The 24,287-nt window shown below is 66.2% G+C and carries 23 protein-coding genes; 20 read left to right on the top strand and 3 right to left on the bottom strand.

The window, feature by feature from the left end:
• Window positions 1–79 precede the first annotated feature (79 nt).
• On the top strand, window positions 80–1,081 hold the full coding sequence (locus tag ACIBK2_RS23590) for an NADP-dependent oxidoreductase (protein ID WP_396969799.1): 1,002 nt from the start codon (window positions 80–82) through the stop codon (window positions 1,079–1,081).
• 76 nt (window positions 1,082–1,157) lie between these two features.
• Entirely contained in the window at window positions 1,158–1,382 is a 225-nt protein-coding gene (locus ACIBK2_RS23585; protein WP_396969797.1) for a hypothetical protein, read from the top strand.
• Here ACIBK2_RS23585 and ACIBK2_RS23580 read toward each other — a convergent pair.
• Window positions 1,379–1,732 (bottom strand): hypothetical protein, encoded by a 354-nt coding sequence (locus ACIBK2_RS23580; RefSeq protein ID WP_396969795.1) that lies wholly within the window; start codon window positions 1,730–1,732, stop codon window positions 1,379–1,381. The two genes, ACIBK2_RS23585 and ACIBK2_RS23580, sit on opposite strands and share 4 nt — an antisense overlap.
• A 231-nt stretch (window positions 1,733–1,963) precedes the next feature.
• Between ACIBK2_RS23580 and ACIBK2_RS23575 the strand changes: the two genes are divergently transcribed.
• From ACIBK2_RS23575 to ACIBK2_RS23550, 6 genes are all read left to right on the top strand, one after another.
• Complete coding sequence (locus ACIBK2_RS23575) at window positions 1,964–3,391, top strand: MFS transporter (protein WP_396969793.1); 1,428 nt, start codon at window positions 1,964–1,966, stop codon at window positions 3,389–3,391.
• Window positions 3,392–3,456: 65 nt separating this feature from the next.
• Window positions 3,457–3,834, top strand: coding sequence for a nuclear transport factor 2 family protein (locus tag ACIBK2_RS23570; RefSeq protein WP_396969791.1), 378 nt, complete (start codon window positions 3,457–3,459; stop codon window positions 3,832–3,834).
• A gap of 160 nt (window positions 3,835–3,994) precedes the next feature.
• A complete protein-coding gene (locus ACIBK2_RS23565) occupies window positions 3,995–4,879 on the top strand; it encodes a helix-turn-helix domain-containing protein (protein ID WP_396969789.1) in 885 nt (294 codons plus the stop codon).
• A 91-nt stretch (window positions 4,880–4,970) separates the two neighbouring features.
• Window positions 4,971–5,594, top strand: coding sequence for a TetR/AcrR family transcriptional regulator (locus ACIBK2_RS23560; protein ID WP_396969787.1), 624 nt, complete (start codon window positions 4,971–4,973; stop codon window positions 5,592–5,594).
• A gap of 42 nt (window positions 5,595–5,636) precedes the next feature.
• Window positions 5,637–6,542 (top strand): SDR family NAD(P)-dependent oxidoreductase, encoded by a 906-nt coding sequence (locus tag ACIBK2_RS23555; RefSeq protein ID WP_396969785.1) that lies wholly within the window; start codon window positions 5,637–5,639, stop codon window positions 6,540–6,542.
• Between the two features lie 13 nt (window positions 6,543–6,555).
• The gene (locus tag ACIBK2_RS23550; RefSeq protein ID WP_396969783.1) at window positions 6,556–7,698 is read left to right on the top strand and encodes an acyl-CoA dehydrogenase family protein; all 1,143 of its coding nucleotides are present in this window, start codon (window positions 6,556–6,558) and stop codon (window positions 7,696–7,698) included.
• Window positions 7,699–7,731: 33 nt separating this feature from the next.
• Here ACIBK2_RS23550 and ACIBK2_RS23545 read toward each other — a convergent pair whose 3' ends face one another.
• A complete protein-coding gene (locus tag ACIBK2_RS23545) occupies window positions 7,732–8,655 on the bottom strand; it encodes an NADP-dependent oxidoreductase (RefSeq protein WP_396969781.1) in 924 nt (307 codons plus the stop codon).
• A 133-nt stretch (window positions 8,656–8,788) separates the two neighbouring features.
• Here ACIBK2_RS23545 and ACIBK2_RS23540 point away from each other — a divergent pair, with 133 nt between their 5' ends.
• From ACIBK2_RS23540 to ACIBK2_RS23495, 10 genes are all read left to right on the top strand, one after another.
• Window positions 8,789–9,253: a winged helix-turn-helix transcriptional regulator gene (locus tag ACIBK2_RS23540; protein WP_396969779.1), complete on the top strand. Its 465-nt coding sequence runs from the start codon at window positions 8,789–8,791 to the stop codon at window positions 9,251–9,253.
• Between the two features lie 125 nt (window positions 9,254–9,378).
• Window positions 9,379–10,395, top strand: a complete 1,017-nt coding sequence (locus ACIBK2_RS23535) for a FecCD family ABC transporter permease (RefSeq protein ID WP_396969777.1) — start codon at window positions 9,379–9,381, stop codon at window positions 10,393–10,395.
• A complete protein-coding gene (locus tag ACIBK2_RS23530) occupies window positions 10,392–11,468 on the top strand; it encodes a FecCD family ABC transporter permease (RefSeq protein ID WP_396969775.1) in 1,077 nt (358 codons plus the stop codon). Before ACIBK2_RS23535 ends, ACIBK2_RS23530 begins: the two co-directional genes overlap by 4 nt.
• A complete protein-coding gene (locus tag ACIBK2_RS23525) occupies window positions 11,465–12,397 on the top strand; it encodes an ABC transporter ATP-binding protein (protein WP_396969773.1) in 933 nt (310 codons plus the stop codon). The genes ACIBK2_RS23530 and ACIBK2_RS23525 overlap by 4 nt, the downstream gene beginning before the upstream one ends.
• A gap of 65 nt (window positions 12,398–12,462) precedes the next feature.
• Complete coding sequence (locus tag ACIBK2_RS23520; protein WP_396969771.1) at window positions 12,463–13,473, top strand: ABC transporter substrate-binding protein; 1,011 nt, start codon at window positions 12,463–12,465, stop codon at window positions 13,471–13,473.
• Between the two features lie 74 nt (window positions 13,474–13,547).
• Window positions 13,548–13,901 (top strand): WXG100 family type VII secretion target, encoded by a 354-nt coding sequence (locus ACIBK2_RS23515; protein WP_396969769.1) that lies wholly within the window; start codon window positions 13,548–13,550, stop codon window positions 13,899–13,901.
• Window positions 13,898–14,200 carry a WXG100 family type VII secretion target gene (locus ACIBK2_RS23510; RefSeq protein ID WP_396969767.1) on the top strand — a complete coding sequence of 101 codons (303 nt, stop codon included), beginning with the start codon at window positions 13,898–13,900 and terminating at the stop codon, window positions 14,198–14,200. Before ACIBK2_RS23515 ends, ACIBK2_RS23510 begins: the two co-directional genes overlap by 4 nt.
• Before the next feature lies 1 nt (window position 14,201).
• Window positions 14,202–15,590 (top strand): hypothetical protein, encoded by a 1,389-nt coding sequence (locus ACIBK2_RS23505; RefSeq protein WP_396969765.1) that lies wholly within the window; start codon window positions 14,202–14,204, stop codon window positions 15,588–15,590.
• Window positions 15,591–15,605: 15 nt separating this feature from the next.
• Window positions 15,606–15,902: a hypothetical protein gene (locus ACIBK2_RS23500; RefSeq protein WP_396969764.1), complete on the top strand. Its 297-nt coding sequence runs from the start codon at window positions 15,606–15,608 to the stop codon at window positions 15,900–15,902.
• Between the two features lie 623 nt (window positions 15,903–16,525).
• On the top strand, window positions 16,526–18,148 hold the full coding sequence (locus tag ACIBK2_RS23495) for an amino acid adenylation domain-containing protein (RefSeq protein WP_396969762.1): 1,623 nt from the start codon (window positions 16,526–16,528) through the stop codon (window positions 18,146–18,148).
• A 13-nt stretch (window positions 18,149–18,161) separates the two neighbouring features.
• Here ACIBK2_RS23495 and nhaA read toward each other — a convergent pair whose 3' ends face one another.
• Entirely contained in the window at window positions 18,162–19,316 is a 1,155-nt protein-coding gene (gene nhaA / locus ACIBK2_RS23490; protein WP_396969760.1) for a Na+/H+ antiporter NhaA, read from the bottom strand.
• A 97-nt stretch (window positions 19,317–19,413) separates the two neighbouring features.
• On the opposite strand from nhaA, the gene ACIBK2_RS23485 reads away from it, so the two are divergent.
• Both ACIBK2_RS23485 and ACIBK2_RS23480 read left to right on the top strand, forming a co-directional pair.
• Window positions 19,414–21,945 carry an ATP-binding protein gene (locus ACIBK2_RS23485; protein WP_396969758.1) on the top strand — a complete coding sequence of 844 codons (2,532 nt, stop codon included), beginning with the start codon at window positions 19,414–19,416 and terminating at the stop codon, window positions 21,943–21,945.
• A 119-nt stretch (window positions 21,946–22,064) separates the two neighbouring features.
• Entirely contained in the window at window positions 22,065–24,278 is a 2,214-nt protein-coding gene (locus tag ACIBK2_RS23480; protein ID WP_396969756.1) for a tetratricopeptide repeat protein, read from the top strand.
• The last annotated feature ends 9 nt before the right edge of the window (window positions 24,279–24,287 follow it).

Raw genomic sequence — 24,287 nt, 5'->3', positions numbered from 1 at the left:
GTGCGAACCGTGCCCCAGGAAGTGGGGGCCGAGTTCGCTACTAGAGTGAGCACCATTTCCTTTCAGCGAGGGAGCATTTGTGACGACGACCAAACAGGTCCGGCTGGCCAAGCGTCCGCAGGGACTGCCCGATGCGGACACGTGGAGTGTGGTGACCGAGGAGCTGCCCGCGGTGGGGGCGGGCGAGATTCTGGTGAAGGTGGGTCTCATCTCGATCGACCCCGCGATGCGTGGCTGGCTCAATGATGTCCGGTCGTATCTTCCGCCGGTCGGGATCGGTGAGGTCATGCGGTCGCTGGATATCGGCACCGTGGTCGAGTCCAGCCATCCTGATTTGGCGGTGGGGGAGACGGTCAGCGGTACGTTCGGTGTCGCCGAGTACGCGATCAGTGACGGCAGCGGCGTGCAGCGGGTCGATCTCGACGTCGCCTCGGCGGCAACGTGGCTCGGCGCCCTCGGAATCACCGGCATGACAGCGTATTTCGGCCTGCTCGACATCGGAAAAGTACAGGCGGGTGAGACCGTGCTGATCTCCGCGGCCGCCGGTGCGGTCGGCAGTGTCGCCGGGCAGATCGCAAAAGCGTTGGGCGCCAAGGTCATCGGCATCGCGGGCGGTCCGGAGAAGTGCCGCATGCTGGTCGAGGAGTTGGGCTTCGACCTGGCGATCGATTACCGCAGCGAGGATGTGCTGCGGCGGCTGCGCGAACTCGCGCCCGGTGGCGTCGACGTCTTCTTCGACAATGTGGGCGGGGAGATACTCGATGCCGCACTGGCCAACCTGCGCAGGGGTGCCCGGGTCGTCCTCAGCGGGGCGATCGCGTCATACAACGCCGCCAAGCCACCGCCCGGCCCGTCGCGCTATATGTCATTGCTTGTCTTTCGGGCGTCCATGACGGGGTTCGTCGTGTTCGACTACGCCGACCGCTATGGGGAGGCCATCGAAAAGATCTCGCAGTGGCTGGCCGAGGGCAAGATCAAGACCCGCGAGCACGTGGTCGAGGGCGGGGTCGCCGAGTTCGGTCGAGCACTCGAGATGCTGTTCACCGGCGCGAACACCGGCAAGCTGTTACTCGCCGTCTGACTGTGTCGAACCCGGATCACGCCTCGAACGTGTTACGAGGGAAGTGTTTTCGATCACGGGAGAAACCATGAAACGAATGATCGTAGGCACTGTGTTCACGGCAGCGATCGCGGCAGGAGTCGCGATCGCTGCCGGACCAGCTGTCGCCGAAAACGGTGTGATCCACATTGAGGGAACGGGCGTCGCATCGTCCCCCAGCGGTTCGGCCGCACCCGATGCGACGGCGATCGAGTACGGCCTGGTGGCAAAGTCCGGCGGCGGCGCGGCGCACACCCACTCGACCGCCGGCAGATCCGGTTAGATTTCACGGCTGCAGATTTCCAGCTCGGCATTGAAGGTTCGAATCGCTGCGGGGTCGTCATCGAAATAGGACTCCCAGAACCCGGGCTGCAAGAATTCCTCGGGGCCGATGTCCAGGTTGCCGTCGGATAGTTGTGTCACCCAGCTGCTCGGGATTTTGTTGGATGTGGTTTCGAACATCTCGCCGCTCCAGTAGCTGGGACCGTCGTCGGTCAGGATTTGGAGAGTCAGTCCACGACTCGTGGAGCTGATCGAGAGGACGGGATACTCGGCGCCTATCCGGATCGACGGGTGTGTTTCCCTGGTCGATCCGTCGACGGGGCTGATGACCTTTACACACCTGACCAGCACGTTCTCACCTTACTCAGTTTGATCTTGTGATCTCAGCCCCGGGGGTTGGTATGCGATCGCTGGGCTTGTGCTCGGTCGGACTGCGGAGCGTCACCCGTGGATCGGTCTGCGGTCGCCTTAGCCTGAGACGTTCTATCCCGGATCGGCGGTACCCGCGCCACGATCTCCACGGCGGGTTCCGTGGGTCCGTGGATCGGTAGCGGATCGTGAACTCCAGGAGGTTGTGTCTTTGTGGCTGTGCTGACCCCACGCGAACGTCCGAGGCGTTGGTCGCTCGACGACATTGTCGTCACCGATCCGCCGATCATCCGGCGGGCGATCGGCGCGGCGAGCATCGGCAACATCACCGAGTGGTACGACTTCGGCGTCTACGCCTATTTCGAGCCGACCATCAAAGAAGTGTTCTTCTCCCATCTGGGCGACACCGCGGGCACGGTCGCCACCTTCGGCCTGTTCGCGGTCGCGTTCCTGGTCCGCCCGTTCGGCGGGATGTTCTTCGGCCCGCTGGCCGACCGCATCGGCCGCAACCGGGTGCTGGCCACCACGATGATCCTGATGGCACTGGGCACCTTCGCCATCGGCTGCATCCCAGACCAGAACTCGATCGGCATCTGGGCGCCCATGCTGCTGCTGTGCGCGCGGTTGCTGCAGGGCTTCTCCACCGGCGGTGAATACGGCAACGCGATGACCTTCATCGCCGAGTACGCGCCGGACCGGCGGCGCGGATTCCTCGGCAGCTGGCTGGAATTCGGCACGTTCACCGGATATCTCCTCGGCGCGCTGATCGTCACGCTCGCCGACGCAACACTGACCCACGACCAATTGCTGGCGTGGGGCTGGCGATTGCCGTTCTTCGTCGCGCTGCCGCTCGGTCTCGTCGGTGTCTACCTGCGCATGCGCTTGGCCGACACCCCGGCCTTCGCCGCCATGGAAAAGGAATCCGAGGAGCGCGAGAAATCGAACAAGACCGGCGATGAGGCCAAGATCCTGGCGAAGCTGTGGCCCTACGTCCTGGTCTGCATGGGTCTGGTCGTGGTCTGGAATGTCCCCAACTACATGCTGACCTCCTACATGCCGACCTATGTCACCTCGACGGTGCCGGACGCGACCGGCGGCGGGGTATCCTCGTCGACCTCGCAGTGGCTGCAGATCGCGGTGATGGCCGTTGCGCTGCTGACCATTCCGGTGATCGGTCTGATCTCCGATCGGGTCGGCCGTAAACCGATCATCTGGACCGGTATCGCGGCGCTGATCGTGCTGGCGTTCCCGATGGTGCTGCTCGTCCGCACTGACAATGCGTTCGCCGTCTTCGTGGGCCTGCTGATGATGGGGCTGACGCTGATCTGCTTCAGCGCGACAATGCCGTCCACCCTGCCTTCGCTGTTCCCGACGAAGGTGCGTGGCGCAGGTCTGTCGGTAGCGTTCAACGTCGCGGTATCGCTGTTCGCAGGCACCACCTCGGTGGTGGTCGGCGCACTCGTAGGCGTGACCGGCGATTTGAACTGGCCCGCTTATTATTTGATCATCGCGGGTGTGGTCGGCGCGGTGTCGGTCTACTTCCTGCAGGAACCCAACGGCCGACACATGTGGGGTTCAGCACCCGCCGCGCAATCCGAGGAGGAAGCGGCGGAGTTCGTCGGGTCGCAGGCGCTGTCGTAGCGGTGCCCGGTGCCATGATCACTGAGGCAGACTGAGTGATGTTGCCGGATTGTGAGGATGGCGCAATGGCTGAGGTAGATGGTGCGCTCGATGCGCTGATCGATACGTACTGTGCGGGCTGGAGTGATCCGGATCCATTGCGGCGGCGGAAGTTTCTCGCTGCGGCGTTGGCGGACGGGGCGACGTATACCGATCCGACCGTGCACACCGCCGGCGTCGAGGAGTTGGCGGCACATATTGATGGGGTGTTCGCACAGCAGCCCGGGATGCGGGTGGTGCGGGTCAGTGCCGTCGATGCGCATCACGGCATGGCCAGGTTCGGGTGGCGGCTGGTGCGGGCGGATGGCACGGCGTTGCCGGATGGCGTGGATTTCGTGGAGGTTTCGGGGGAGGGGCGAATCCGCAGGATCGTCGGATTCTTCGGCGGACTGCGGAATATCTAGCGCCAGGCCGGGAGTCGGTGTGCCGATCGATTCGAGTCGGGCCCGGTGCGTCGATTGCTGTTACGTTCCTGGGCGATATCATCAATGTGGACGCGTGCGAGTTGCGAGGGTGGGGGCGGCGCTACCGCTGGTTGCCTTCCCACATCGGAGTTGAAAGCTTATGACCGCAGAACCGAAACGGATCGCTGTCGATTCGAGTGTCGCTGAACGCGGCCCGACGGCACTTCGGATCGCGGTCGGTGGGCAATTACGCAAGCTGCGTGAGGGATGTGGCATCACGCCGCAAGCCGCGGGTGATCACATTCGTGGCTCGTACGCCAAGATCAGTCGACTCGAGTTGGGCCGTACCGGGTTCAAAGAACGCGACATCGTGGATCTGCTCGATCTTTACGGGGTTACCGACGCCGAGCAGCGCGAGATGTTCGTGGATCTGGCGCTCAAGGCCAACGAGCCGGGGTGGTGGCATCGCTACAACGATCTGCTGCCACAGTGGTTCGAGACCTACGTCGGGTTGGAAGGCGCGGCGCGGACGATCAGAACCTATGAGGGCCAACTGGTTCCGGGTCTGCTGCAGACCGAGGATTACGCCACCGCCATGGTCGAGATGGGCCAGGAGAACAACGACCCGGTGCGGCGCGTGGAATTGCGGACCAAGCGTCAGGAGATCCTGGATGTGCCCGGCGGGCCGCTGTTGTGGGCGGTGCTGGATGAAGCCGTCCTGCACCGGCCGGTCGGCGGTACTGCGGTGCAGCGCAAGCAGATCGAGCATCTAGTGGACATGTCGGCCAGGTCCAACGTGACGATCCAAGTGCTGTCGTACCGGTCCGGTGGCAGCGCGGCCGCGGGGAGTTCGTTCACCATGCTGCGTTTCGCCGAGCGAGAACTGCCCGACGTCATCTACCTGGAGCAGTTGACCACCGCGCTGTATCTGGATCGTCGGGAGGACGTTCGCCTCTATCGAGGGGTGATGGATCGGCTCGCGATCCAGGCGGAGACACCGGAGCGATCCCGTGAACTGATGATCGCCGCCGCAGCCGCGCTGTGAGTGAGTTGCGCTGTCCACGATCGTCCCCAGCTAGGAATGAATCCGGATTCGAGGCTTGACAGAAGAACCGAACCTGGGTTCAACTGTTGGCATGGCTTATCGGCAGACGCCGGCGGTGCGGCAGCGTCTCGACGCGACTCGCGCCGGAATCGTCACGGCGGCAACCGATTTGGTGGCCGAACACGGATACGGCGGCTGCGGCATGGCCGCGGTGGCCGAGGCCGCGGGAGTAGGAACGGGAACGATCTACGGTTTCTTTCCCGGCAAGGGAGAACTGTTCGCGGAGGTGTTCCGGCAGGCCTCGGCCCGCGAGGTTTCCGCCGCGTCCGCAGCGGGCTGGCAGGCCATGACCGAAGGTTCGCCGCGTGCCTCGATCCTCGCGGCGGCGCGTACATTCTGCACCCGAGCACTGTCGTCGCCGAAGCTCGCTTACGCGCTGATCGCTGAGCCGGTCGACCCGTTGGTCGCCGCCGAACGTCTCGCGTTTTACGACGCCTATACCGATCTGCTGGCAAGCGCGGTGAAGGTCGGGATCGATAGCGGCGAACTTGCCGAGCAAGATCCCCGCGTGGCCGGCGCCGCGATCATGGGCGCGGTGGCGCAAGCGCTGGTGATCCCGCTCGCGCGCGGCACCGCCGACCCTGCCGTCGTCGAGTCGCTGATCGCTTTCATCGATCGCTCACTCGGCCACGGGAACCACGCCCCAAATGTCTGACCAAATACCCACCGATCCGGCGTCACCGCCGAAAGGATAACCGTGACACTCGAATTCGAAAATCGCGTCGCCATTGTCACCGGCGCGGGCGGCGGCCTCGGCCGCCAGTACGCGCTCGAACTGGCCCGCCGCGGTGCGTCCGTGGTGGTCAACGATCTGGGCGGCTCGGTCGACGGTGTCGGTGGCTCCGACGCCGCGGCCAACCGGGTGGTCGAGGAAATCCAGGCGCTCGGTGGCCGCGCGGCCGCGTCGCTGCACAGCGTCGCGACTCCCGAGGGCGGCCAAGGAATCGTCGACACCGCGCTCGAGGCGTTCGGACGGCTCGACGTCGTCGTGCACAACGCCGGAATTCTGCGGGACAAGACGTTGGTGAAGCTCGAATGGGAGGATCTCGACGCGGTCCTCGATGTGCACCTGCGGGGCGCCTTCTATCTGAGCAAGCCCGCGTTCGCCCGGATGAAGGACAACCACTACGGCCGGTTCGTCTTCACCTCGTCCAATGCCGGTGTGTTCGGCAATTTCGGCCAATCGAACTACGGCGCCGCGAAGGCGGGCCTGGTCGGGTTGTCGAATGTGCTCGCGATCGAGGGTGCCAAGGCCGGTATCGCGAGCAACGTGATCATGCCGGTCGCGCGGACCCGGATGACCGAGGAGCTGCTCGGCACGTTCGCCGATCAGGTCGCGCCCGAACTGGTTACGCCGATGGTGGTGTTCCTTGCCAGCGAAGCCTGCCAGCTCACCCACGAATGCTTCTCCGCGGTCGGCGGCCGATATGCCCGCGTCTTCACCGGCCTCACACCGGGCTGGTACGCCGGTCACGGCGTGACCCCGACCGCGGAAGACATTCTCGCCCACCTCGACGAGATCGAGAACCGCGACGGCTACACCGTGCCCCTGTCGACCGGCGACGAGTTGGCGACGCTGCTGCCGTTGCTGAACCAGCAGTAGGGCAACGATATTCATGTACCGGGAACCCGAAGCGCCGGAGTACCAGCAATTCCGGCAGACCGTCCGCGCCTTCGCCGAACGTGAATGTCTGCCCTACCACGCCCAGTGGGAAGCCGACGGCATCGTGCCGCGCGAGGTGTGGAAAAAGGCAGGCGCGGCCGGGATCCTGGCCACCGCTGCCCCTGAAAAATTCGGTGGCGGCGGCCAGGACGACTTCCGCTTCAACGCCATCGTCAACGAAGAACTCACCAAAGCGCGCGTGCACGGGCCCGGCTTCATCGTGCACAACGACCTGGTCCAGCCCTACCTACTCAAATACTGCACACCCGAGCAACAGCAGCGCTGGCTGCCCGGATTCTGTTCCGGCGAAACGATTTCCGCGATCGCGATGAGCGAACCCGGCGGCGGCAGCGACCTGCAAGCCATCGCCACCACCGCGATCGCCGACGGCGACGACTACCTCGTCAATGGCTCGAAAACGTTCATCACCAACGGAATCAACGCCGACCTGGTCATCGTCGTCGTGAAAACCGACCCCGACGCCGGCGCCGCCGGCACGAGTCTGCTCGTCCTCGAACGCGGCATGCCCGGGTTCGAACGCGGACGCAGCCTAGACAAAATCGGGTTGAAGGCCCAGGACACCGCGGAGCTGTTCTTCCGCGACGTCCGGGTGCCCAAGGCCAACCTGCTCGGGGAGCAGAACCAAGGATTCGCCTACCTCATGCAGGCGCTGCCCCAGGAACGACTCGCCATCGCGGTCGTCGCCGTCGCCGCGATGGAACGCGCACTGCAAGACACCATCGCCTACTGCAAGCAGCGCAAGGCCTTCGGTCGCTCGATCGGATCCTTCCAGCACAATCGCTTCGTCCTCGCCGAACTCGACACCGAGATCACCATCGCCCGCACCTTCATCGACCGCTGCATCGAACTGCTGGCCCAAGACAAACTCACGATTCCCGATGCCGCCAAAGCGAAGTGGTGGACCACCGAACTCCAGAAGAAGGTCATCGACGCCTGCGTGCAGTTGCACGGCGGGTACGGCTTGATGTCGGAATACGATGCGGCACAGGACTATCTCAATGCCCGGTTCCAGACGATCTACGGCGGCACCACCGAGATCATGAAGGAGATCGTCGGCCGCGCACTCGACCTCTGACCGACTGGGCGGCGGTGACGACGGGTGCTTCGTTCACGGCACAACCACGATGCGGCCGCGCTGGCCGCCCTTAGCGAGTTGCGCGTGGGCTTCGGCCGCCTGCGCCAGTGGCAAGATCTGGGCAACTCGCGGTGTCAGCACGCCGACCTCGGCGAGCGCCGAGAGATAGGCGAGACGAGTGCCTTCCGGCCCGGCCGTGGTCAGTCGCACCATTACGCCGCGCTGGGCGGCGGGCACCACGTCAGCCCGCACGCTCACGAAGATGCCGCCGTCGCGGACCGCCGCCAGGGCGGGTGCGCCCAGCGCCGCTGCGTCGAGTACGCCGTCCACGCCCGCAGGCACGAACCGGCGCACCGCCGCACTCAAATCCGCATCGCGTGACACGAACCAGGTGGCGCCACGATCGCGAAGGAACTGCTCGTCCTCGGGCCGTCCCTGGGCGACGATCCGTACTCCCCGGATCCGGGCCAACTCGATGGCATAGCTGCCAACAGCCCCGGCAGCGCCCGTGACGAGCACCGTGTCGCGGGGGCGTAGCGGGAGATGGTCCAGGGCCAGCGAGGCGGTCATCGCATTGAGCGGGATCGTCGCCGCGAGCGTCAGGTCCATGCTCTCCGGGGCCAGGGCTATGGAGTTGAGGTCGGTCACCAGGTATTCGGCCTGGGCCTTCGTCGGGCGCAGCACGGCGGAATCGAAGGCGATCACCCGGGTTCCGATCTCCAGCGAGACACCGAGGCCAACCGCGTCGACCGTGCCGGCCGCGTCCAGACCGAGACCGGTGTACTCGACCTCCGCCGACGGCTTGAAGACTCCGGCCCACACAGCGGCATCGGCGGGATTGAGTGCGGCGGCCGCGACCTTGATACGAACCTCGAAGGGCCCTGGCTCCGGGATGGGGACTTCCAAGACTTCGACAGCCTCGGGTCCACCTGACTTCCGCACGACTGCTGCGCGCATGATTTCGTCCTTTGCTTTGTTGGTGCGAACACAATGACTACAACGAACTCTAGGAAGGTTACGATTGATTCGTAAGTAGGCACTTTAAAGTGCGTTACCCCCCCAACTGGGCGGGCGCGGATAGGAAAGACGAATGACCACCAGAGCGAAGCCGGTGCGACAGATCGAGCCGGGCACGTACGAGGCGTATATGCATGACTGCCCCGCGGTGGCGTTGCTCTCTACAATCAGCAACCGGTGGGTCAGCCTGACGATGTGCACCCTCGGCTCGTACGGGAAACCCATGCGCTACAGCCACATCAGCCGGGAGATCCCTGGCGTCAGCCAGAAGATGCTCACCCAGACCCTGCGCATGCTCGAGCGTGACGGCATGGTGAAACGTACTGCCACGCCGACGGTGCCCGTCCGTGTCGACTACGAGTTGACCCCGCTCGGGCAGGGCCTGTACGGCCTGCTGTCGCAGGTACGCGACTGGGCCGCGGACAAGACCGACGAGGTCGACGAGGCGCGAGCGCGTTACGACACCCACAAGACCGTCCAGTCAACAGGCGCCCCACGGCTCGCCGCGCGCCAGATCGAGCCGGACACGTCGGTGTAGACCGCTGGATCGGAGCACGAGCAGGAGTTTGCCGGTAGTCGCCCGTGACTCGATGTCGCGGTGAGACCATCCAGTCCCCGGCCAAATTGACAGACTTAGGTAGAGCTAACCTAGGCTCTTGCCTCATGAGTTCGGTGGACACGAAGCGTGCGGCGCCACAGCGGCACCGTATTGCGGTGCTGCTGTTCGGGTTTGCCGCATTGCTGCTGTGCATCGTGCTGAGCCTGGCGCTGGGCGCCCGATCGGTGGCTCCGGGCACTGTCGTCGAGGCGCTGTTCGGCGGCGGTCAGGGCCGCGACGCCATGGTGATCACCGGGATGCGGCTGCCTCGTACGCTGGTCGGGCTTGCGGTCGGTGCGGCGCTCGGACTCGCGGGTGCGGTCGTTCAGGGAATTACCCGCAACCCACTCGCCTCGCCGACCACGCTCGGCATCAACGCCGGTGCCGGATTAGCCGTCGTCACCGCGATTTACGCGCTGCACCTGACGCGTCCGGTCGAGTACGTGTGGTTCGCGTTCGCCGGTGCGGCCGCCGCCGCAGTGTTCAGCCTGGCCCTCGGGCGCCGGGCCGGCGACCTGGATCCGATCCGGCTTGTACTCGGCGGCACCGTGTTGCACCTCGTGCTCGTCTCGTGGACATCGTCGGTGCTGCTGTTCAGTGAGCGAACGCTCGACGAGGCCCGCTTCTGGCTGGCCGGTTCGATCGCCGAGCGCAACCTCGGCGTGCTGACGCCGATGCTGCCCACCCTCGTGATCGGCGCTGTCGTCGGCTTAGCGATCGCCCCCTCGCTCAATACGCTTGCGCTGGGCGACGATTCCGCCCAGGCGCTCGGCATGCCGGTGGCCCGGATCCGGCTGGCCGGAATGATCGCGGTGGTACTGCTCGCCGGTTCGGCGGTCGCGGTCGCCGGACCGATCGCGTTCATCGGCCTGGCCGCGCCACACATGGTCCGGTTGGTACTCGGCAACGACAACCGACTGCTGATTCCCGGCTGCCTGATCGCCGGTCCGCTGTTGCTGCTCACCGCCGACATCGTGGGCCGCCTCGTCGCCCGGCCGTCGGAGGTGGAGGTCGGGATCGTTACCGCCTTCCTCGGCGCGCCGTTGCTGGCCATCCTCGCCCGCCGCAAGGAGGTGCGATGACAAACCAAGTGTTGTCCAGCAACGTGATTCGAACGACTCGGACGGCCCTCGGGGGTTCGACCGCGATGGCTCGACAGCGGCGACGAGTCTTGCTGATCGGGGTGCTGTGCGCCGCCGCATTGGCGGTCCTCACGACGATCGCCCTCACGACCGGCGAGGTGGCGATGTCCGCCCCGACGGCGCTACGGGCCGTGATCGGCCTCGGCGACCAAGGCGACGTCTACATAGTTCAGGAATTCCGGGCTCCACGCGTGGTCGCCGGGCTGATCGCCGGTGCGGGCCTGGCCGTTGCGGGCGCGGTGCTGCAGCGACTGTTCCGCAACCCGTTGGCCTCCCCGGACGTCATGGGTGTCACCGGCGGCGCCTCCTTCGGTTCGGTGCTGGTGCTCGCCCTCGGCGCCGGCCAGACGCTCATCCCGCTCGGCGCGCTCGGCGGTGGCCTGCTCGCCGCGGTATTGCTGGGCACGCTCGGCTGGCGGTCCGGATTGTCGGTCACCCGCCTCGTGCTGGTCGGGCTTGCCGTCCAGGCGGGTCTGGCCGCCGCGGTGAACCTGATGGTGGTGCGCTTCCCCCGGGAACTCGCCGGACAGGCGATGCAGTGGACCACCGGCTCGCTCTACGGGCGGACCTGGCTGGAGGTCGAGGGTGCCGCGATCGCCAGCGCGCTCGTGCTGGTGGTGCTGTTCTTGCGCTACCGAACGCTGGAAGTCCTTGACCTGGGCGATGATTCGGCAGGCACCCTCGGTATCTCGGTCTCCGGCGCCCGGCTCACGCTGCTGCTCACCACGGTTGCCCTCGCCGCCCTCGCCGCCGCCTTGACCGGCCCGGTTTCCTTTGTGGCCCTTGCGGTTCCACACCTTGTCCGGCTGCTCGCCGGTCGGCCGACCGTGGGCACCATGGCGGTCACGGGGCTGGCCGGTGCGACGCTACTGGTGGGTTGTGACTTGATCGTGCAGCACGTACTGCCGATCAACGGCCTGCCGGTCGGCGTGGTGACCGCCACGGTCGGCGCGCCCTGGTTGCTGATCCTGATGCTGCGGGAGAGCAGCCCCGTCCAACGGAGAACCGCATGACCGACAGTCGCGCCGCATACGACGTTCGACCGGACGTGTCCGGCGATCCGGTCGGTCGCGAGAGTGCCGATGGCGCAGCGACTCCCGAAGTGTCGAACGAATTGCGTACGCACAAGCTGGATTTGCGCTACGGCGACCGCGTCGTCATCGAAAACCTCGAGCTGGTGCTGCCTGGCAATTCGATCACCGCGATCGTCGGTCCGAACGCGTGTGGCAAATCGACCCTGCTGCGCGGGCTGACCAGGCTGCTGCGTCCCGCGGCCGGCACGGTCACCCTCGACGGCGCCGACATCCATCGCATGTCGGCCCGCGCGCTGGCGCTGCGGTTGGGCCTGCTGCCGCAGCAGCCGATCACCCCGGAGGCGATCACCGTCGAGGCGTTGGTGCGGCTCGGTCGCCACCCGCATCAGCGACTGCTGCGCCCGTGGTCGGCCGCGGATCAGGCGGCCGTCGAGGACGCGCTGCGCCGCACCGGCACCGCCGAACTGCGTGATCAACACGTCGACCAGCTGTCCGGCGGTCAGCGCCAACGCGCCTGGATCGCGCTGGCCCTGGCCCAGGACACCGACCTGCTGCTGCTCGACGAGCCGACTACCTTCCTCGACCTGCGCCACCAGCTCGACGTACTCGATCTGGTCGCCGACCTGCACGCCGAGGCGGGCCGCACCGTCGTCATGGTGCTGCACGATCTCGGGCAGGCCGCCCGCTACGCCGACCACCTGGTGGTGCTGCACGAGGGGCGGCTGGCCGCGGCGGGCGCACCCGCCGACGTGCTCGACGCGGATCTGGTACGCACCGTGTTCGAGGTCGACTGCCGAGTGATCCCCGATCCGGAGACCGGCACCCCGCTGGTGGTGCCGAGGAGCCGAGCCGCACGACATACCTCCGCCGCCACCCCTGTTACCGAGACCACCGCCGTTCGCAGCTGACCGGCGATACCCGTGCAGCGTCACCGAAGACGTTGCGCCACACCAACAAGAGACGAGGAACAGCCATGTCCACCCGACGATTCCAAATGGGCGCAATCGGCCGCGTAGGCGTCGCGCTCGTCGCCGCCGCGATAGGCATGTCCGCGCTGGCGGCCTGCGGTAGCGACTCGGCCAAGCCGGAGAGCGCCGTGTCGGCGGCCGACTCGGCCAGCTTCCCGCGCACCCTCGACACCCCGACGGGCGCGGTGACGATCCCGCACGTGCCCAAGCGGGTGGTGGTGCTCGACACCGCCGAACTCGACTCGGTCACCCTGCTCGGCATCAAGCCGGTCGGCGCCGTCACCCCGCACACCAAGTCCAGCAGCGGATTCCCGGAATACCTCGCGGCCAAGGTCGGCGCGGCGACCGATGTCGGCCCGCTGCTCGAGCCGAACCTGGAGCGGATCGCCTCGCTCAAGCCCGATCTGATCCTGTCCTCGAAGGTCCGGCACGAGAAGATCTACAGCAAGCTCAGCGGTATCGCCCCGACCGTCTTCACCGAAACCACCGGTGGCCCTTGGAAAGCGAATCTGGCCGTGCACGCCAAGGCGCTCGGTCTGGAACAGCAGGCCGCCGACGCACTGAAGGACTACGAGGGCCGGGCGAAGTCCCTCGGCGCGGCCATCGGCGCGAAGAACAATGGCGTGCTGCCGGTCGCCTCGGTGGTCCGGTTCATGGCAGGCCCGACCCGGCTGTACCAGAGCACGTCCTTCAGCGGCGTGGTACTCGGCGACATCGGCCTGCCCCGACCTACCTCGCAGGTCTCCACCGATCCGCTGAAGACCATGAAGGACATCAGCCCCGAACAGATCGACCAGGCCGACGCCGACCTCATTTTCATTGCCACCGTTGAGGATCCGAGCAAGACGCAGAAGGGCGCGGTAACCACCAGCCCCGTCTGGAACGACCTGCGCGCAGTGAAGAACGGCAAGGCCGTCGAGGTGCCGGACGAGACCTGGATGTCCGGCATCGGCGTGCAGGCCGCAGACAAGATGCTCGCGGATGTCGCCAAGGCAACCGGTGTGGAGCTGAAGTAGCAGGTGCCGCCGCAACGGTCGCCTCTTCGTTGCGCGTAGACATGCCCACTCATCCGGCGCTAAAGTCACCAGCTATGGCGACGGGGGCGGACACTGGTTCAGGGCAGTCGCTGTCCGTCGTGCCCGAGCAGGTTCGGGCTTTCGGAAACTACGTTTATGGGCTGGCCGACACGCTGCGCACCGCATTGAACTCGGCGGAAAGCGATGTCGCTGGACTGACCTCCGACGACGGCAAGACCGGCACCTGGACGGGTGATTACGCCGCCGAGTTCGGTCGCGGCTGGCTCGAGGTGCGCGAAGGTGGCGGCCAGATCGTTTCCGCATTGGCCACTTTGGCGGAAAAGCTTGGCGTAACCGCTGATTCATACCAAACGGTGGACGAGAGCCATGCCGCCGCGTTGGGCATGTCGAGTCTGGATCTGCCGTGACCGACCAGTTCACCTTCGACCTGGATCATATCGACGAGATCGTGGCGCAGTTATCGGCGCTGGCCGGTTTCGTCGGCGATCACCTCGACGAGATCGATCGCAAGGCGAAGACCCTCACCGGCAGCGATTGGGACAGTTCGGCCGCAACCGCATACTTGCAAGCCCACAGTGAGTGGATCGCTGGTGCCCGCGAATTCGTCGACGGCGTAAGAGATATGAGCGATGCCGCCGCAGCGGCCCACAGCCGCTACACGCGGGCGATCAGTTTCAATCTGAAAATGCTTACCAGCGAGCAATAGCATGAGCACGATTGATGTGGCGGTGTATGCCGACGCTGCCAAGCGCTGCCGCGCTCTGGCAGACGACCTCCGCAAGGCCGATAAGCCGGTGCACGACGCGGTCAAGGGCGACTGCGCGGGGATGGCCGGCGACGCGCCTGGCAGCAAGCAGTGGGGCCAGGCCTACGATCAGGCCGCCCAGCAGACCATGCAGGCCTGTTCCAGCCTGGCCAACGCGTTGACCAATTACGCCGGGATCCTCGACGCGACCGCCTACAACTACGCGGTCGCCAACAAGAACAATCCGCTGCCCGCGCGCCCCGACGTCAGTGGCGTCGGCCAGTATCAGGTCAGCATTCCGACCTCGGTGCGCGACAACGGGATCGGATTCGACCACGGTGGCGGTGTCGGCGGCGCGGTCAAGGCGTTCTTCGACAAGATCGTCGCCAAGGTGCTGGCCATGTTCGGCAAGCTCCCCAACGGCGACAAAGACAAACTCGACAAGGCCCACACCACCTGGTCCGCGTTTGCCAAAGACAGCACCGTCACCGGTGCCGCCGCTCGGATCGACACGATCTCGGGGCTTTTTCACGACCAGGATACCGAGGCCAACCGGGCAGCTATCCAAGCCACCTTCACCACCCTGAAAACCAGCGCGGACGCCGTAACCGCCGCGGCACAGAAGATGGCCCCGACGGTCGGCGAATATCATGCCGCGTCGGTCGATCTGAGCCACACGACCACCAATTCGATCAACAGTCTGGAATGGGCTCTCGGCATCACAGCTCTGCTCGGAATCGGGCTGTTCGTGTTCAGCTTCGGCGGCTCGGGTGAAGCCGCAGCGGTCGCCGGCGAAGCCGAGGTCGGCGAGGCCGTTGCGGCCATCCAATCCGGGTACCGGGCGAGTCAAATGCCCAAAATCCTTGGGATGGCCGAGCTCGCCGCCGGTGCAGTCGGCGTGGTCGCCGCGTTCGCCTGGGCGCACGAGGGCGGCCTGGACGGGATTATCACCAAGCTTGCCGCGATCATCGCGATGACGGCATCGATCGACGAAGCGGACGAGTTCAAGAACTTGCCGCTGGCACCGAACAACCCGGCTCCCGGCATGACCGATGAAGTCGAAAAGTACATACGCGGAAAACATATCAAAGGTGGCTCCGAATATAATCCGTCCAAGGGCACCTGGCCCGACACGATTACCAGCGAAGAGCTCGACGAACTGGCCGAGGCCGCCGCGAACTCGCCTGCCCGAGGGCCGAACAAGGACGGCAACTTCGAACGTGAAGTGGATGCGGGCGAAGACAATATCGTCGGTAGCGTGTCCGAGAAGTTGGGCGGTTACGCAACCAGTCGATACAAGATAGTCACCGACCGATTCGGCGGAATTATCACCATGTACCCGATACCGTAGGCGTCAGGAGCTGAATTGGGCATCGACATCATCATTCAGAATCAAATCCACGAAAAAATCGAGCTGGCATACGGTGATGCGGAGGACACGCTCGTCAAGTACCGCGCGAATGCCCCGGCAGGCTCACTGCTCAGCGGCTTGCATGCGCATGCGGACACCATGTTCAACACCTCCCAGCTGAACGTACTTCTGGATGAGCTCGCGAACATGTCGGCGGACGACGACAAAGAGGCGGAACTGCTCACCGCATTGCGCAAAGCCGCAGAGACCGCTATCCGCAGGAATGGGTACCTCTGGTTCAGCGGAGACTGAACAGAGGTCCTCTGTGGCATCTTGCAATCGGTTCCTGGGTACAGGCTTACCGTGGGTTTATGACGATCAACGTCGCTTCCAGTGGTTGGGTGCCGGATTCATGCACGCTGCCTACGGTCGAGCAGCCGATGCCCACTGCCATTCGATGAAGATCTGCGGCCGAAGACGACCGGGGGAGACGCCGCGAGTGACGCCGGAACCGTTCGCGGGCGCGGTACCACCGAGACGCGCTGACGTCCCTGCGATTGGCGCCAGTGGCTACGCCCTCACGATCGCACTTGTCGTTCCCGGTGGCGCGGCGGCCGGCGGCCGATGGGCGGGCGGCATGAGGCCAACCTAGTGCGGTATGCGGGCCAACCTACTCGAGGATCGGCAGCCTGCCGAGACAACGCACGCGGCATCCCACCGCGCTGGCGTGAGCCACGTCTCCAACCTCGTAAATGTTGCGTCAGGGTCGTTTCGCGCAGGGTTTGTTGCGCTCTACCGTGGCGAATCAGGACATAGGTCTGAGCGTGGAGGCATGGTTGTATCACCAACACTCGATGGCGGCTCTGGAGCTGCGGGGGCGAACGGTTGAACGCACTGTTCGGCACGGTGTTCCTGGTCTGGTTCGGGCGGTGTCGATGGAAACGCCAGAGGCGATCGCGGCATCGGACGGGTGCGGCGAGCTGACGTATCGGGAGCTGGAGTTGCGGTCGGATCGCGTCGCGCGGATGCTCCGGGCGACCGCGCCGCCTGCCCGGCCGGTCGCGATCGCGGTGCCGCGGGGCCGGGCGCTGCTTGTCGCGATGCTCGGTGTGCTGAAGGCGGGTCTGCCCTATCTGCTGGTCGATCCGGGTGCCTCCTCGGCGCGGATGCGGCAGTTCACCGAGATCGCCGATTGCGAGGTGGCGTTGGTGACCGGGGCCGGGCGGGAGTTGGTCGTCGAGTGCGGGTTGCGTGCGGTGGATATGCCGCGAGAGTCCGACACGGAGGAGTTCGACGCGCTATCGGAAGCCTCGGCCGATCAACCGGCGTACGTACTGTTCACCGCGGGATCTACCGGGGCGCCCAAGGGGGTAGTGGTGTGTGGTCTCGCGCTGTGCAACCGTCTGGAATGGATGCGCGACACCTATAGCGTCGGTGCCGGTGATCGAATCCTGCAGAAGACTCCGGTCACCGCCGATGTGTCCGGTTGGGAACTGCTGCTGCCGCTGATCGCCGGTGCTAGATGCGTCTTCCTGGCCTCGGAGGAACATCGCGACCCGGTGTCGGTCGCCCAGGCGATCGTCCGGCACCAGATCACCATCTGCCATTTCGTGCCGACCATGCTGCGGGACTTCTTACGCTGGCCGGACGCCGCCCGGTGCACTTCGCTGCGGCACGTGTTCTGCAGCGGTGAGCCGCTGCCGGTCCCGGTGGCCCGGGAATTCGTGGCGAAACTGCCTGCGGCCCTGCATAATCTGTACGGTCCGGCCGAGGCCGCGCTCGACGTGACCGCATGGACCTGTCCAGACCGGCCGGAGGACATCGGTCAGGTGTATATCGGCCGTCCGATCGACAACTGTGTACTGAGCGTTCTCGGCGAGGACGGCAATCCGGTGCGTCCCGGCGACGAAGGTGAGCTGCACATCGGCGGTGTTCCCTTGGCGATGGGATATCTGGACCGCCCCGACCTGACCATGCGGGCGTTCGTCACGGCACCCGAGGGCTCGTCGGTGCCCAGGCTCTACCGCACCGGTGACCGGGTACGGCTGGTCGATGGCGAGTTGGAGTACCTGGGCCGCATCGATGACCAGGTGACGATCCATGGCGAGCGAATCGAACCGGGCGAGATCGAACACCATCTGCTCGCGGATCCCGAAGTCGCCGCCGCGGTGGTGGTAGCGGTCGACGTCGACGACGACACCACCATGGTCGCCTGGATCCAGCCCGTCGATCCCGAGTGTGCGCCGGACGGTCTGTTCCGGCGGCTACGCGCAAGTCTCGGCGAGCAGCTGTCCCCGGCGGCGGTGCCGAGCCGTTTCGTGCGCACCCGCCGGATTCCGTTGACCTGCAATGGAAAACAGGACCGAGCCCAGCTGCGTCGCCGCGCGGTCGAGCAAGTGCACGCCCGCCCGGCCCTGTCGGCGGAGATTGCGCGAACCGCCGGTCCACAGCGACGTCTGGCGGGGCAGCAGCGCAAGACCGTCGGCGCACACTCCGACCACCCGGCGGTGGACGCCGTAGTGGTGGAGGGGAACTGGTCGGCCCAACGAACGGCGTGACCGGTGTGCACGGTTACCCGTCGGATCGCCGGTCGCCTTTGGCGAGGACAAGGCCGGCCGCCGCAGCGGCGATGAGCGATGCAGCGAGGAGGCCGATCTTGGCATGATCGATCAATGTTGGTTCGGTGTAAGCGATTTCGGTAATGAACAGTGCCACGGTGAATCCGAGCGCGCCGAGTAGGCCGAGCCCGGCGACCTGACGTGCGGTCACCTGGGCGGGGAGGTGACCGAGTCCGCTACGGGTAGCGAGAGTTATCGCTCCGGTGATGCCGAGGAACTTGCCGACCAGCAGTCCGGCCGATACCGCCCACGTGACCCGGTCGGTAAAGGCGCCGGCTAGCGACTCTGTCGATACCCGTATTCCGGTGTTGGCCAATGCAAACACCGGTACCGCGGCGAACGCGCTGACCGGGCCGAGCCGCCGCAGCAGGACATCGACGACGTCGCGACCACCGGCCGCGGGAGTGGGCAGGGCCAACGCGACTCCGGCGAGGGTGGCGTGCACCCCGGATTGCATAGTGGCGTACCAGATTCCGGCTCCGACCGGCAGGTACGGCCAGATCGATTGCACCCCATATCGTTTCATCGCCACCGTCACCAGGCAGCCGCCGACGGCAAGGCCGAGCCAGACCGCCGAGAGGTGGCGGCTGTAGCCGATGGCGATCACGATCACCGCGAGGACATCGTCCACGGTGGCGATCGCAAGCAGCAGTAATCGGACCGCAGCCGGCACCCGGCGGGCAACCAGCGCCAGGATGCCGACGGCGAACGCGGGATCGGTGGCCATCGGCACGCCCCACCCGGCGGCGGCCGGGCTGCCCCGAGTAAGCGCGAGAAATACCAACGCGGGCACGACGGCCCCGCCGATCGCGGCCAGCACAGGCAGCGCCACGTTGCGTGGGCGGGCGAGTTCCCCATTGACCAGTTCTTGTTTGAGCTCGAGCCCGATGACGAAGAAGAACACCGTCATCACCGCATCGTTGATCCAATGCCGCAGGTCGAGCTCCAAACCCAGCGAGGCAGGTCCGACGACCGTGTGCCACAGGCCGTCGTAGGCGCTACCGGCCGGACTGTTCACCCAGATCAACGCGATTACGGTGGCCGCGACCAGCAGCACTCCCGGTGTCGTCTCCGACGCCAGGAATCGTCGCACGAAGGGGATGGGCACGACATGCAACCTAGTCACGGCCTGCGCGGCCGGTGGAATCGAGTGTCGAGCACGCTCGCTGTGTCGGCGGATGCGCCGATCGGACAACCGGCCGACAATGGAGCGGGTGAAGCGCGGTGAACTGCGGATCTACCTCGGATGCGCACCGGGTGTCGGCAAGACCTATCGGGCGTTGGAGGAGGCGCATCGCCGCTTCGGACGCGGGACCGATGTGGTGCTCGGGCTGGTCGAGACACACAATCGGCGGCACACGGCGGATTTGCTGGATGGTCTGGAGCTGGTGCCCCGGCGGACGGTGCATCATCGGGGCACCGAGTTCACCGAGATGGATCTCGACGCGATCCTGACTCGAAAACCGCAGGTTGTGCTGGTCGACGAACTCGCACACACCAACGTGCCCGGTTGCCGCAACGGTAAACGCTGGCAGGACGTCGCAGAACTGCTCGAGGCCGGGATCACCGTGCTCAGTACTGTCAATATCCAGCACCTGGAATCGCTCAACGATGTGATCACCCAGATCACCGGCGTGGTGCAGCGCGAGACCGTGCCCGACGTGGTCGTGCGGGCGGCCGAACAGGTCGAACTGGTCGACATGACCCCGGAAGCCTTGCGCCGCAGAATGGCGCACGGCAACATCTACGCCCTCGATGTGGTCGACTCGGCGCTGGGGAACTACTTCCGGACGGGCAACCTCACGGCACTGCGCGAGCTGGCCTTGCTGTGGGTTGCCGACAAGGTCGACGATCAGCTCGACCGGTATCGGCACGAGAACGGCATCACCCGCACCTGGGAGGCCCGCGAACGGATCGTCGTCGCCCTGACCGGCGGCCCGGAGGGGGAAACGATCCTGCGCCGCGCGGCCCGGATCGCCGAGCGCACCACGGGCGGCGAATTGGTTGCCGTACATGTGGCGCGCAGCGACGGTCTGATCGCCGCGGCGCCCGACCACCTGATCCGGCAGCGGGCGCTGGTGGAAGACATGGGTGGCACCTACCACCAGGTGATGGGCAACGACATCGCCACTGCCGTACTCGATTTCGCCCGCGGGGTGAACGCGACCCAGCTGGTGATCGGCGCCAGCAGACGCGGGCCGATCGCGGCCCGGCTCTCCGCGGGTGTTGGCCGGTCGATCAGCGCGTCGTCGGGCCCCATCGATGTGCACCTGGTGCACCATGAAGCGACCGCGAAAGCACGGCGCTCGCGATCAGGTACGTCCGTGCTCAGCGTGCGCCGCAGGGTGAGCGGTTTCGGGGTCGCGGCGATCGGTCTGCCGCTGCTGTTCGCCATGCTCGTTCCCGCGGGCGAAGACGTGAGCCTGAGTACCGACATCGTGCTGGTGCTCGGCACGGTCATCGCCGTCGCCCTGATCGGCGGGCTGTATCCGGCGATCGCCGCGTCCGTGGCGGGGTTCCTGTTCCTGGACTACTTCTTCTCACCGCCGATCCACAGCCTCGCCATCGGCGATGGGCAGAACCTGTTGGCACTGGCGATTTTTCTGGTGGTGGCGGTCGCGGTGAGCACGGTGGTCGAGATCGCCGCCCGGCGTACCGCGGACGCGGCGCTGGCGCGGGCGGAGTCCGACACACTGTCCACCCTCGCGGGTAGCGTGCTGCGCGGCGCCTCCGCACTGCCCGCCTTGCTCGATCGCCTGCGCGAGACGTTCGCTATGGACAGCGTGACCCTGCTCGAACGTCAACCGGACGCCGCCGAGCCGGACCTGCAACACGACCCCGACAACTGGCGGATCGTGGCGACCACCGGCGAAAAGCCAAGCCGCGCACCGGACGAGGGCGATGTGGATGTGCCCGCCGACGACAATCTGACCCTGGTGTTGCGCGGGCGCCCGCTGCTCGCCGCCGAACAGCGGGTCGTCGCAGCCTTCGCCGCCCAGACCGCGGTGGCGTTGCATCAGCAGCGCCTCGTCGAACAAGCAGCGGCGCTCGCACCGCTGGCCGAGGTCGACCGGATGCGCACCGCCCTGCTGTCCGCGGTCAGCCACGACCTGCGGACCCCGTTGGCCGCCGCGATGGCCGCGGTGGCCAGTCTGCGCGGCACCGAGGTGGAGTTCTCCGCCGAGGATCGCGACAGCCTGCTCGCGACCGCGCAGGAATCGTTGGACCGGCTGAACCGGCTGGTGGTGAACCTGCTGGACATGAGCCGATTACAAGCGGGCGCCTTGGGTGTGCACTTGAAGGAAATCGGGATCGAGGAAGTAATGCCGGGGGTTATCGCGGATCTCGGCAGCGCAGCCGATGCGCTCGAGCTACACGTCCCCGACGACTTGCCCGCTGTCCGTACCGATCCCGCGCTGCTGGAACGCGTGCTGGTAAACCTGATCGGCAATGCGCTGCGCTACGGCCCGCCCGACCGGCCGCCGGCGGTCACCGCGGCCGCGCACGACGACCGGATGTGGATCCGGGTCATCGATCACGGCCCCGGCATCCCGGAAACCGATAGAGAAAGAGCCTTCCTCCCGTTCCAGCGCCTGGGCGATCGCTACAGCGTCGACGGTGTCGGGCTCGGGCTCGCGCTCGCCCGCGGACTCACCGAAGCCATGGGCGGCACCATCATTCCCGAAACCACGCCGGGCGGCGGACTCACGATGATCGTCGCTTTACCGTGGAGCTGATCTGACCTCGGAACAGTTACCGTTGTCAGCCGAATTCCTAACGCCTTCTTTACGTCCTGTTCTGGCACCATTCAGATACTGGGAGATTTGCCTGGAGTGATTGCCGGACAGGAGTTTACGTGGGGGAAGGCGCGCCGAGGGCATGCGCGGAGCCCGGGTGTGGCGGAACAGTACGCGATGGCTTCTGCGACGAATGCGGCCTTGCCCCTGCCGATCCGCGTCCGTTGGCAGCGTCGGTCCGTACAGTCGCGGGTCCGATGCTGTCCGCGCGGGCCAGACGTGGCTCGAGTAGGTCGTCGTCGCGGTCGACCAGGTCGGCGCGATCGAGCCGCGGCCGGTTGGGTGCCGGTCTGGTCGCGGTGGCGCCGGTGCCCTACCGCGATCCGGCCTCGGCGATCATGGTGGAGCCGAAAGTAGCTGAGCAGCACCGCTTCTGCGGTACTTGCGACAAGCCGGTCGGGCGCGCGAACGGCGGACGCCCCGGCCGGGTCGAGGGATTCTGTAAGCACTGCGGCACCGCGTACTCGTTCGAGCCGAAGCTCGTCGCCGGTGATCTGGTGGCCGGGCAGTACGAGGTGCTCGGCTGTCTTGCGCACGGCGGCCTCGGCTGGATCTATCTCGCCCGTGACCGCAACGTCAACGACCGGTGGGTGGTGCTGAAGGGTCTGCTCGACACCGGCGACGCGGATGCGATGGCCGCGGCGGCGGCCGAACGCCAATTCCTCGCCTCGGTCGAACACCCGAACATCGTCAAGATCTACAACTTCGTCGAACACCCTGATCCGAAGACGGGCAAGCCGGTCGGCTACATCGTGATGGAGTACGTCGGCGGGAACTCCTTGAAAGAACTGCGTTCGCGCCTCGCCGCCGACGGCCGTCTGGAGCCGCTGCCCCTCGCGCAGGGGCTGGCCTACATCCTCGAGATCCTGCCCGCGCTCGGCTATCTGCACGAGCAGGGGCTGCTGTATTGCGATTTCAAGCCGGACAACGTGATTCAGAGTGAGGAGCAGCTGAAACTGATCGACCTCGGCGCGGTCCGCAGGCACGACGATCAGGACAGCGCCGGTTACAAGACCGACGGCTACTGCGCTCCCGAACTCGAATCCGACGGCGCCTCCATCGAATCCGATCTCTTCACCGTCGGACGCACGCTGGCCGTACTCACCGTCAATTTCGATTTCCGAGGTCGATTCCGCTACACCTTGCCCGAGGCAGCGGATATACCACTGTTCGCCTCGAATCCCTCCTTCTACCGGCTGATTACCCGCGCGACCGCGACGGACCCGAATGTGCGGTTCGGCTCGGCGGCGGAGCTGGCCGAACAGGTGACCGGGGTGCTGCGCGAGGTGGTCGCCGCGCAGGACGGCGCCCCCAAACCGGCGCCGTCTGCCGTATTCGGCACCGAGCGTGCGGTTTTCGGCGTCGAGATCGACAGCTGGCCCACGCCGCCGCGGCCGCGCGCGGTGGCGTCGGCGCTGCCGGTGCCGCTGGTGGATATGCAGGATCCAGCCGCCCGCTATCTGGCGACCGTGACTACATCGGATCCGCGGCAGCTCGAGGCGGCATCGGCGGCTGTGCCCGGCTCGGTGGAGCTGGCGTTGGCGCTGATCCGGGCCAGGCTCGAAATCGGCGAATTCGACTCGGCGCGTTCGGAATTGGATGCACTAGAGCAGACCGAGGACGCGGACTGGCGGATCACCTGGTACCGCGGCCTCGCCGCGCTGGCCGCGGGCGACGCTCATGCCGCGCAGCGTGAGTTCGAGATCAGTTACGGCACACTGCCCGGCGAACCCGCGGCGAAACTAGCGCTGGCGGCGGCGCACGAGTGCGCTGCCGAATACGCGGCCGCGGCAGCACTGTACGAAGCGGTGTGGCGCACCGATCACGGCTATGTGAGCGCGGCCTTCGGCGCGGCCCGTACCCGGTTGGCGTTGCAGGACATCGCCGGTGCGGTGGCGGTGGCCGAATCCGTCCCGGCCACTTCGAGTTTCCACCGCACCGCACAGTTGGTCGCGATTCGATGTCGCGTCGCCGGGGGAGCCGACGAGCGATACCTGGTCGAAGCGGGTGCGCTCGTGGCAGCGCTCGACCTCGACGCCGAGCAGCTGGCGTTGACGAGTATCCATGTCCTCGATGCCGCCCGGCGCATGATGTCGCAGTCCCCGGCGATGTTCAACGGGTCGACGGTGCTCGGGTGCACGCTCGACGAGCGGTCGGTGCGCGGCGGGCTCGAACGGCAGTACCGGGCCTTGGCGCGGCTGGCGCGCGACAAGGCCGAGCGGCGCGCACTGATCAACCGCGCGAACGCGATTCGGCCGGTCACGTGGGTGTAGCGATGGTGG

This window comes from Nocardia sp. NPDC050175 (assembly GCF_044459885.1).
GTDB lineage: Bacteria > Actinomycetota > Actinomycetes > Mycobacteriales > Mycobacteriaceae > Nocardia.
The sequence above is the reverse complement of the archived record's forward strand: the minus strand, read 5'-3'. Positions and strand labels throughout refer to the sequence as shown.

Bases quoted from the DNA above. Each gene is read 5' to 3' on its own strand.
- ACIBK2_RS23585 (WP_396969797.1), top strand. From the start codon at position 1,158: ATGATCGTAGGCACTGTGTTCACGGCAGCGATCGCGGCAGGAGTCGCG.
- ACIBK2_RS23570 (WP_396969791.1), top strand. From the start codon at position 3,457: ATGGCTGAGGTAGATGGTGCGCTCGATGCGCTGATCGATACGTACTGT.
- ACIBK2_RS23565 (WP_396969789.1), top strand. From the start codon at position 3,995: ATGACCGCAGAACCGAAACGGATCGCTGTCGATTCGAGTGTCGCTGAA.
- ACIBK2_RS23560 (WP_396969787.1), top strand. From the start codon at position 4,971: ATGGCTTATCGGCAGACGCCGGCGGTGCGGCAGCGTCTCGACGCGACT.
- ACIBK2_RS23550 (WP_396969783.1), top strand. From the start codon at position 6,556: ATGTACCGGGAACCCGAAGCGCCGGAGTACCAGCAATTCCGGCAGACC.
- ACIBK2_RS23545 (WP_396969781.1), bottom strand. From the start codon at position 8,655: ATGCGCGCAGCAGTCGTGCGGAAGTCAGGTGGACCCGAGGCTGTCGAA.
- ACIBK2_RS23540 (WP_396969779.1), top strand. From the start codon at position 8,789: ATGACCACCAGAGCGAAGCCGGTGCGACAGATCGAGCCGGGCACGTAC.
- ACIBK2_RS23535 (WP_396969777.1), top strand. From the start codon at position 9,379: ATGAGTTCGGTGGACACGAAGCGTGCGGCGCCACAGCGGCACCGTATT.
- ACIBK2_RS23530 (WP_396969775.1), top strand. From the start codon at position 10,392: ATGACAAACCAAGTGTTGTCCAGCAACGTGATTCGAACGACTCGGACG.
- ACIBK2_RS23525 (WP_396969773.1), top strand. From the start codon at position 11,465: ATGACCGACAGTCGCGCCGCATACGACGTTCGACCGGACGTGTCCGGC.
- ACIBK2_RS23520 (WP_396969771.1), top strand. From the start codon at position 12,463: ATGTCCACCCGACGATTCCAAATGGGCGCAATCGGCCGCGTAGGCGTC.
- ACIBK2_RS23515 (WP_396969769.1), top strand. From the start codon at position 13,548: ATGGCGACGGGGGCGGACACTGGTTCAGGGCAGTCGCTGTCCGTCGTG.
- ACIBK2_RS23505 (WP_396969765.1), top strand. From the start codon at position 14,202: ATGAGCACGATTGATGTGGCGGTGTATGCCGACGCTGCCAAGCGCTGC.
- ACIBK2_RS23495 (WP_396969762.1), top strand. From the start codon at position 16,526: ATGGAAACGCCAGAGGCGATCGCGGCATCGGACGGGTGCGGCGAGCTG.
- ACIBK2_RS23485 (WP_396969758.1), top strand. From the start codon at position 19,414: ATGGAGCGGGTGAAGCGCGGTGAACTGCGGATCTACCTCGGATGCGCA.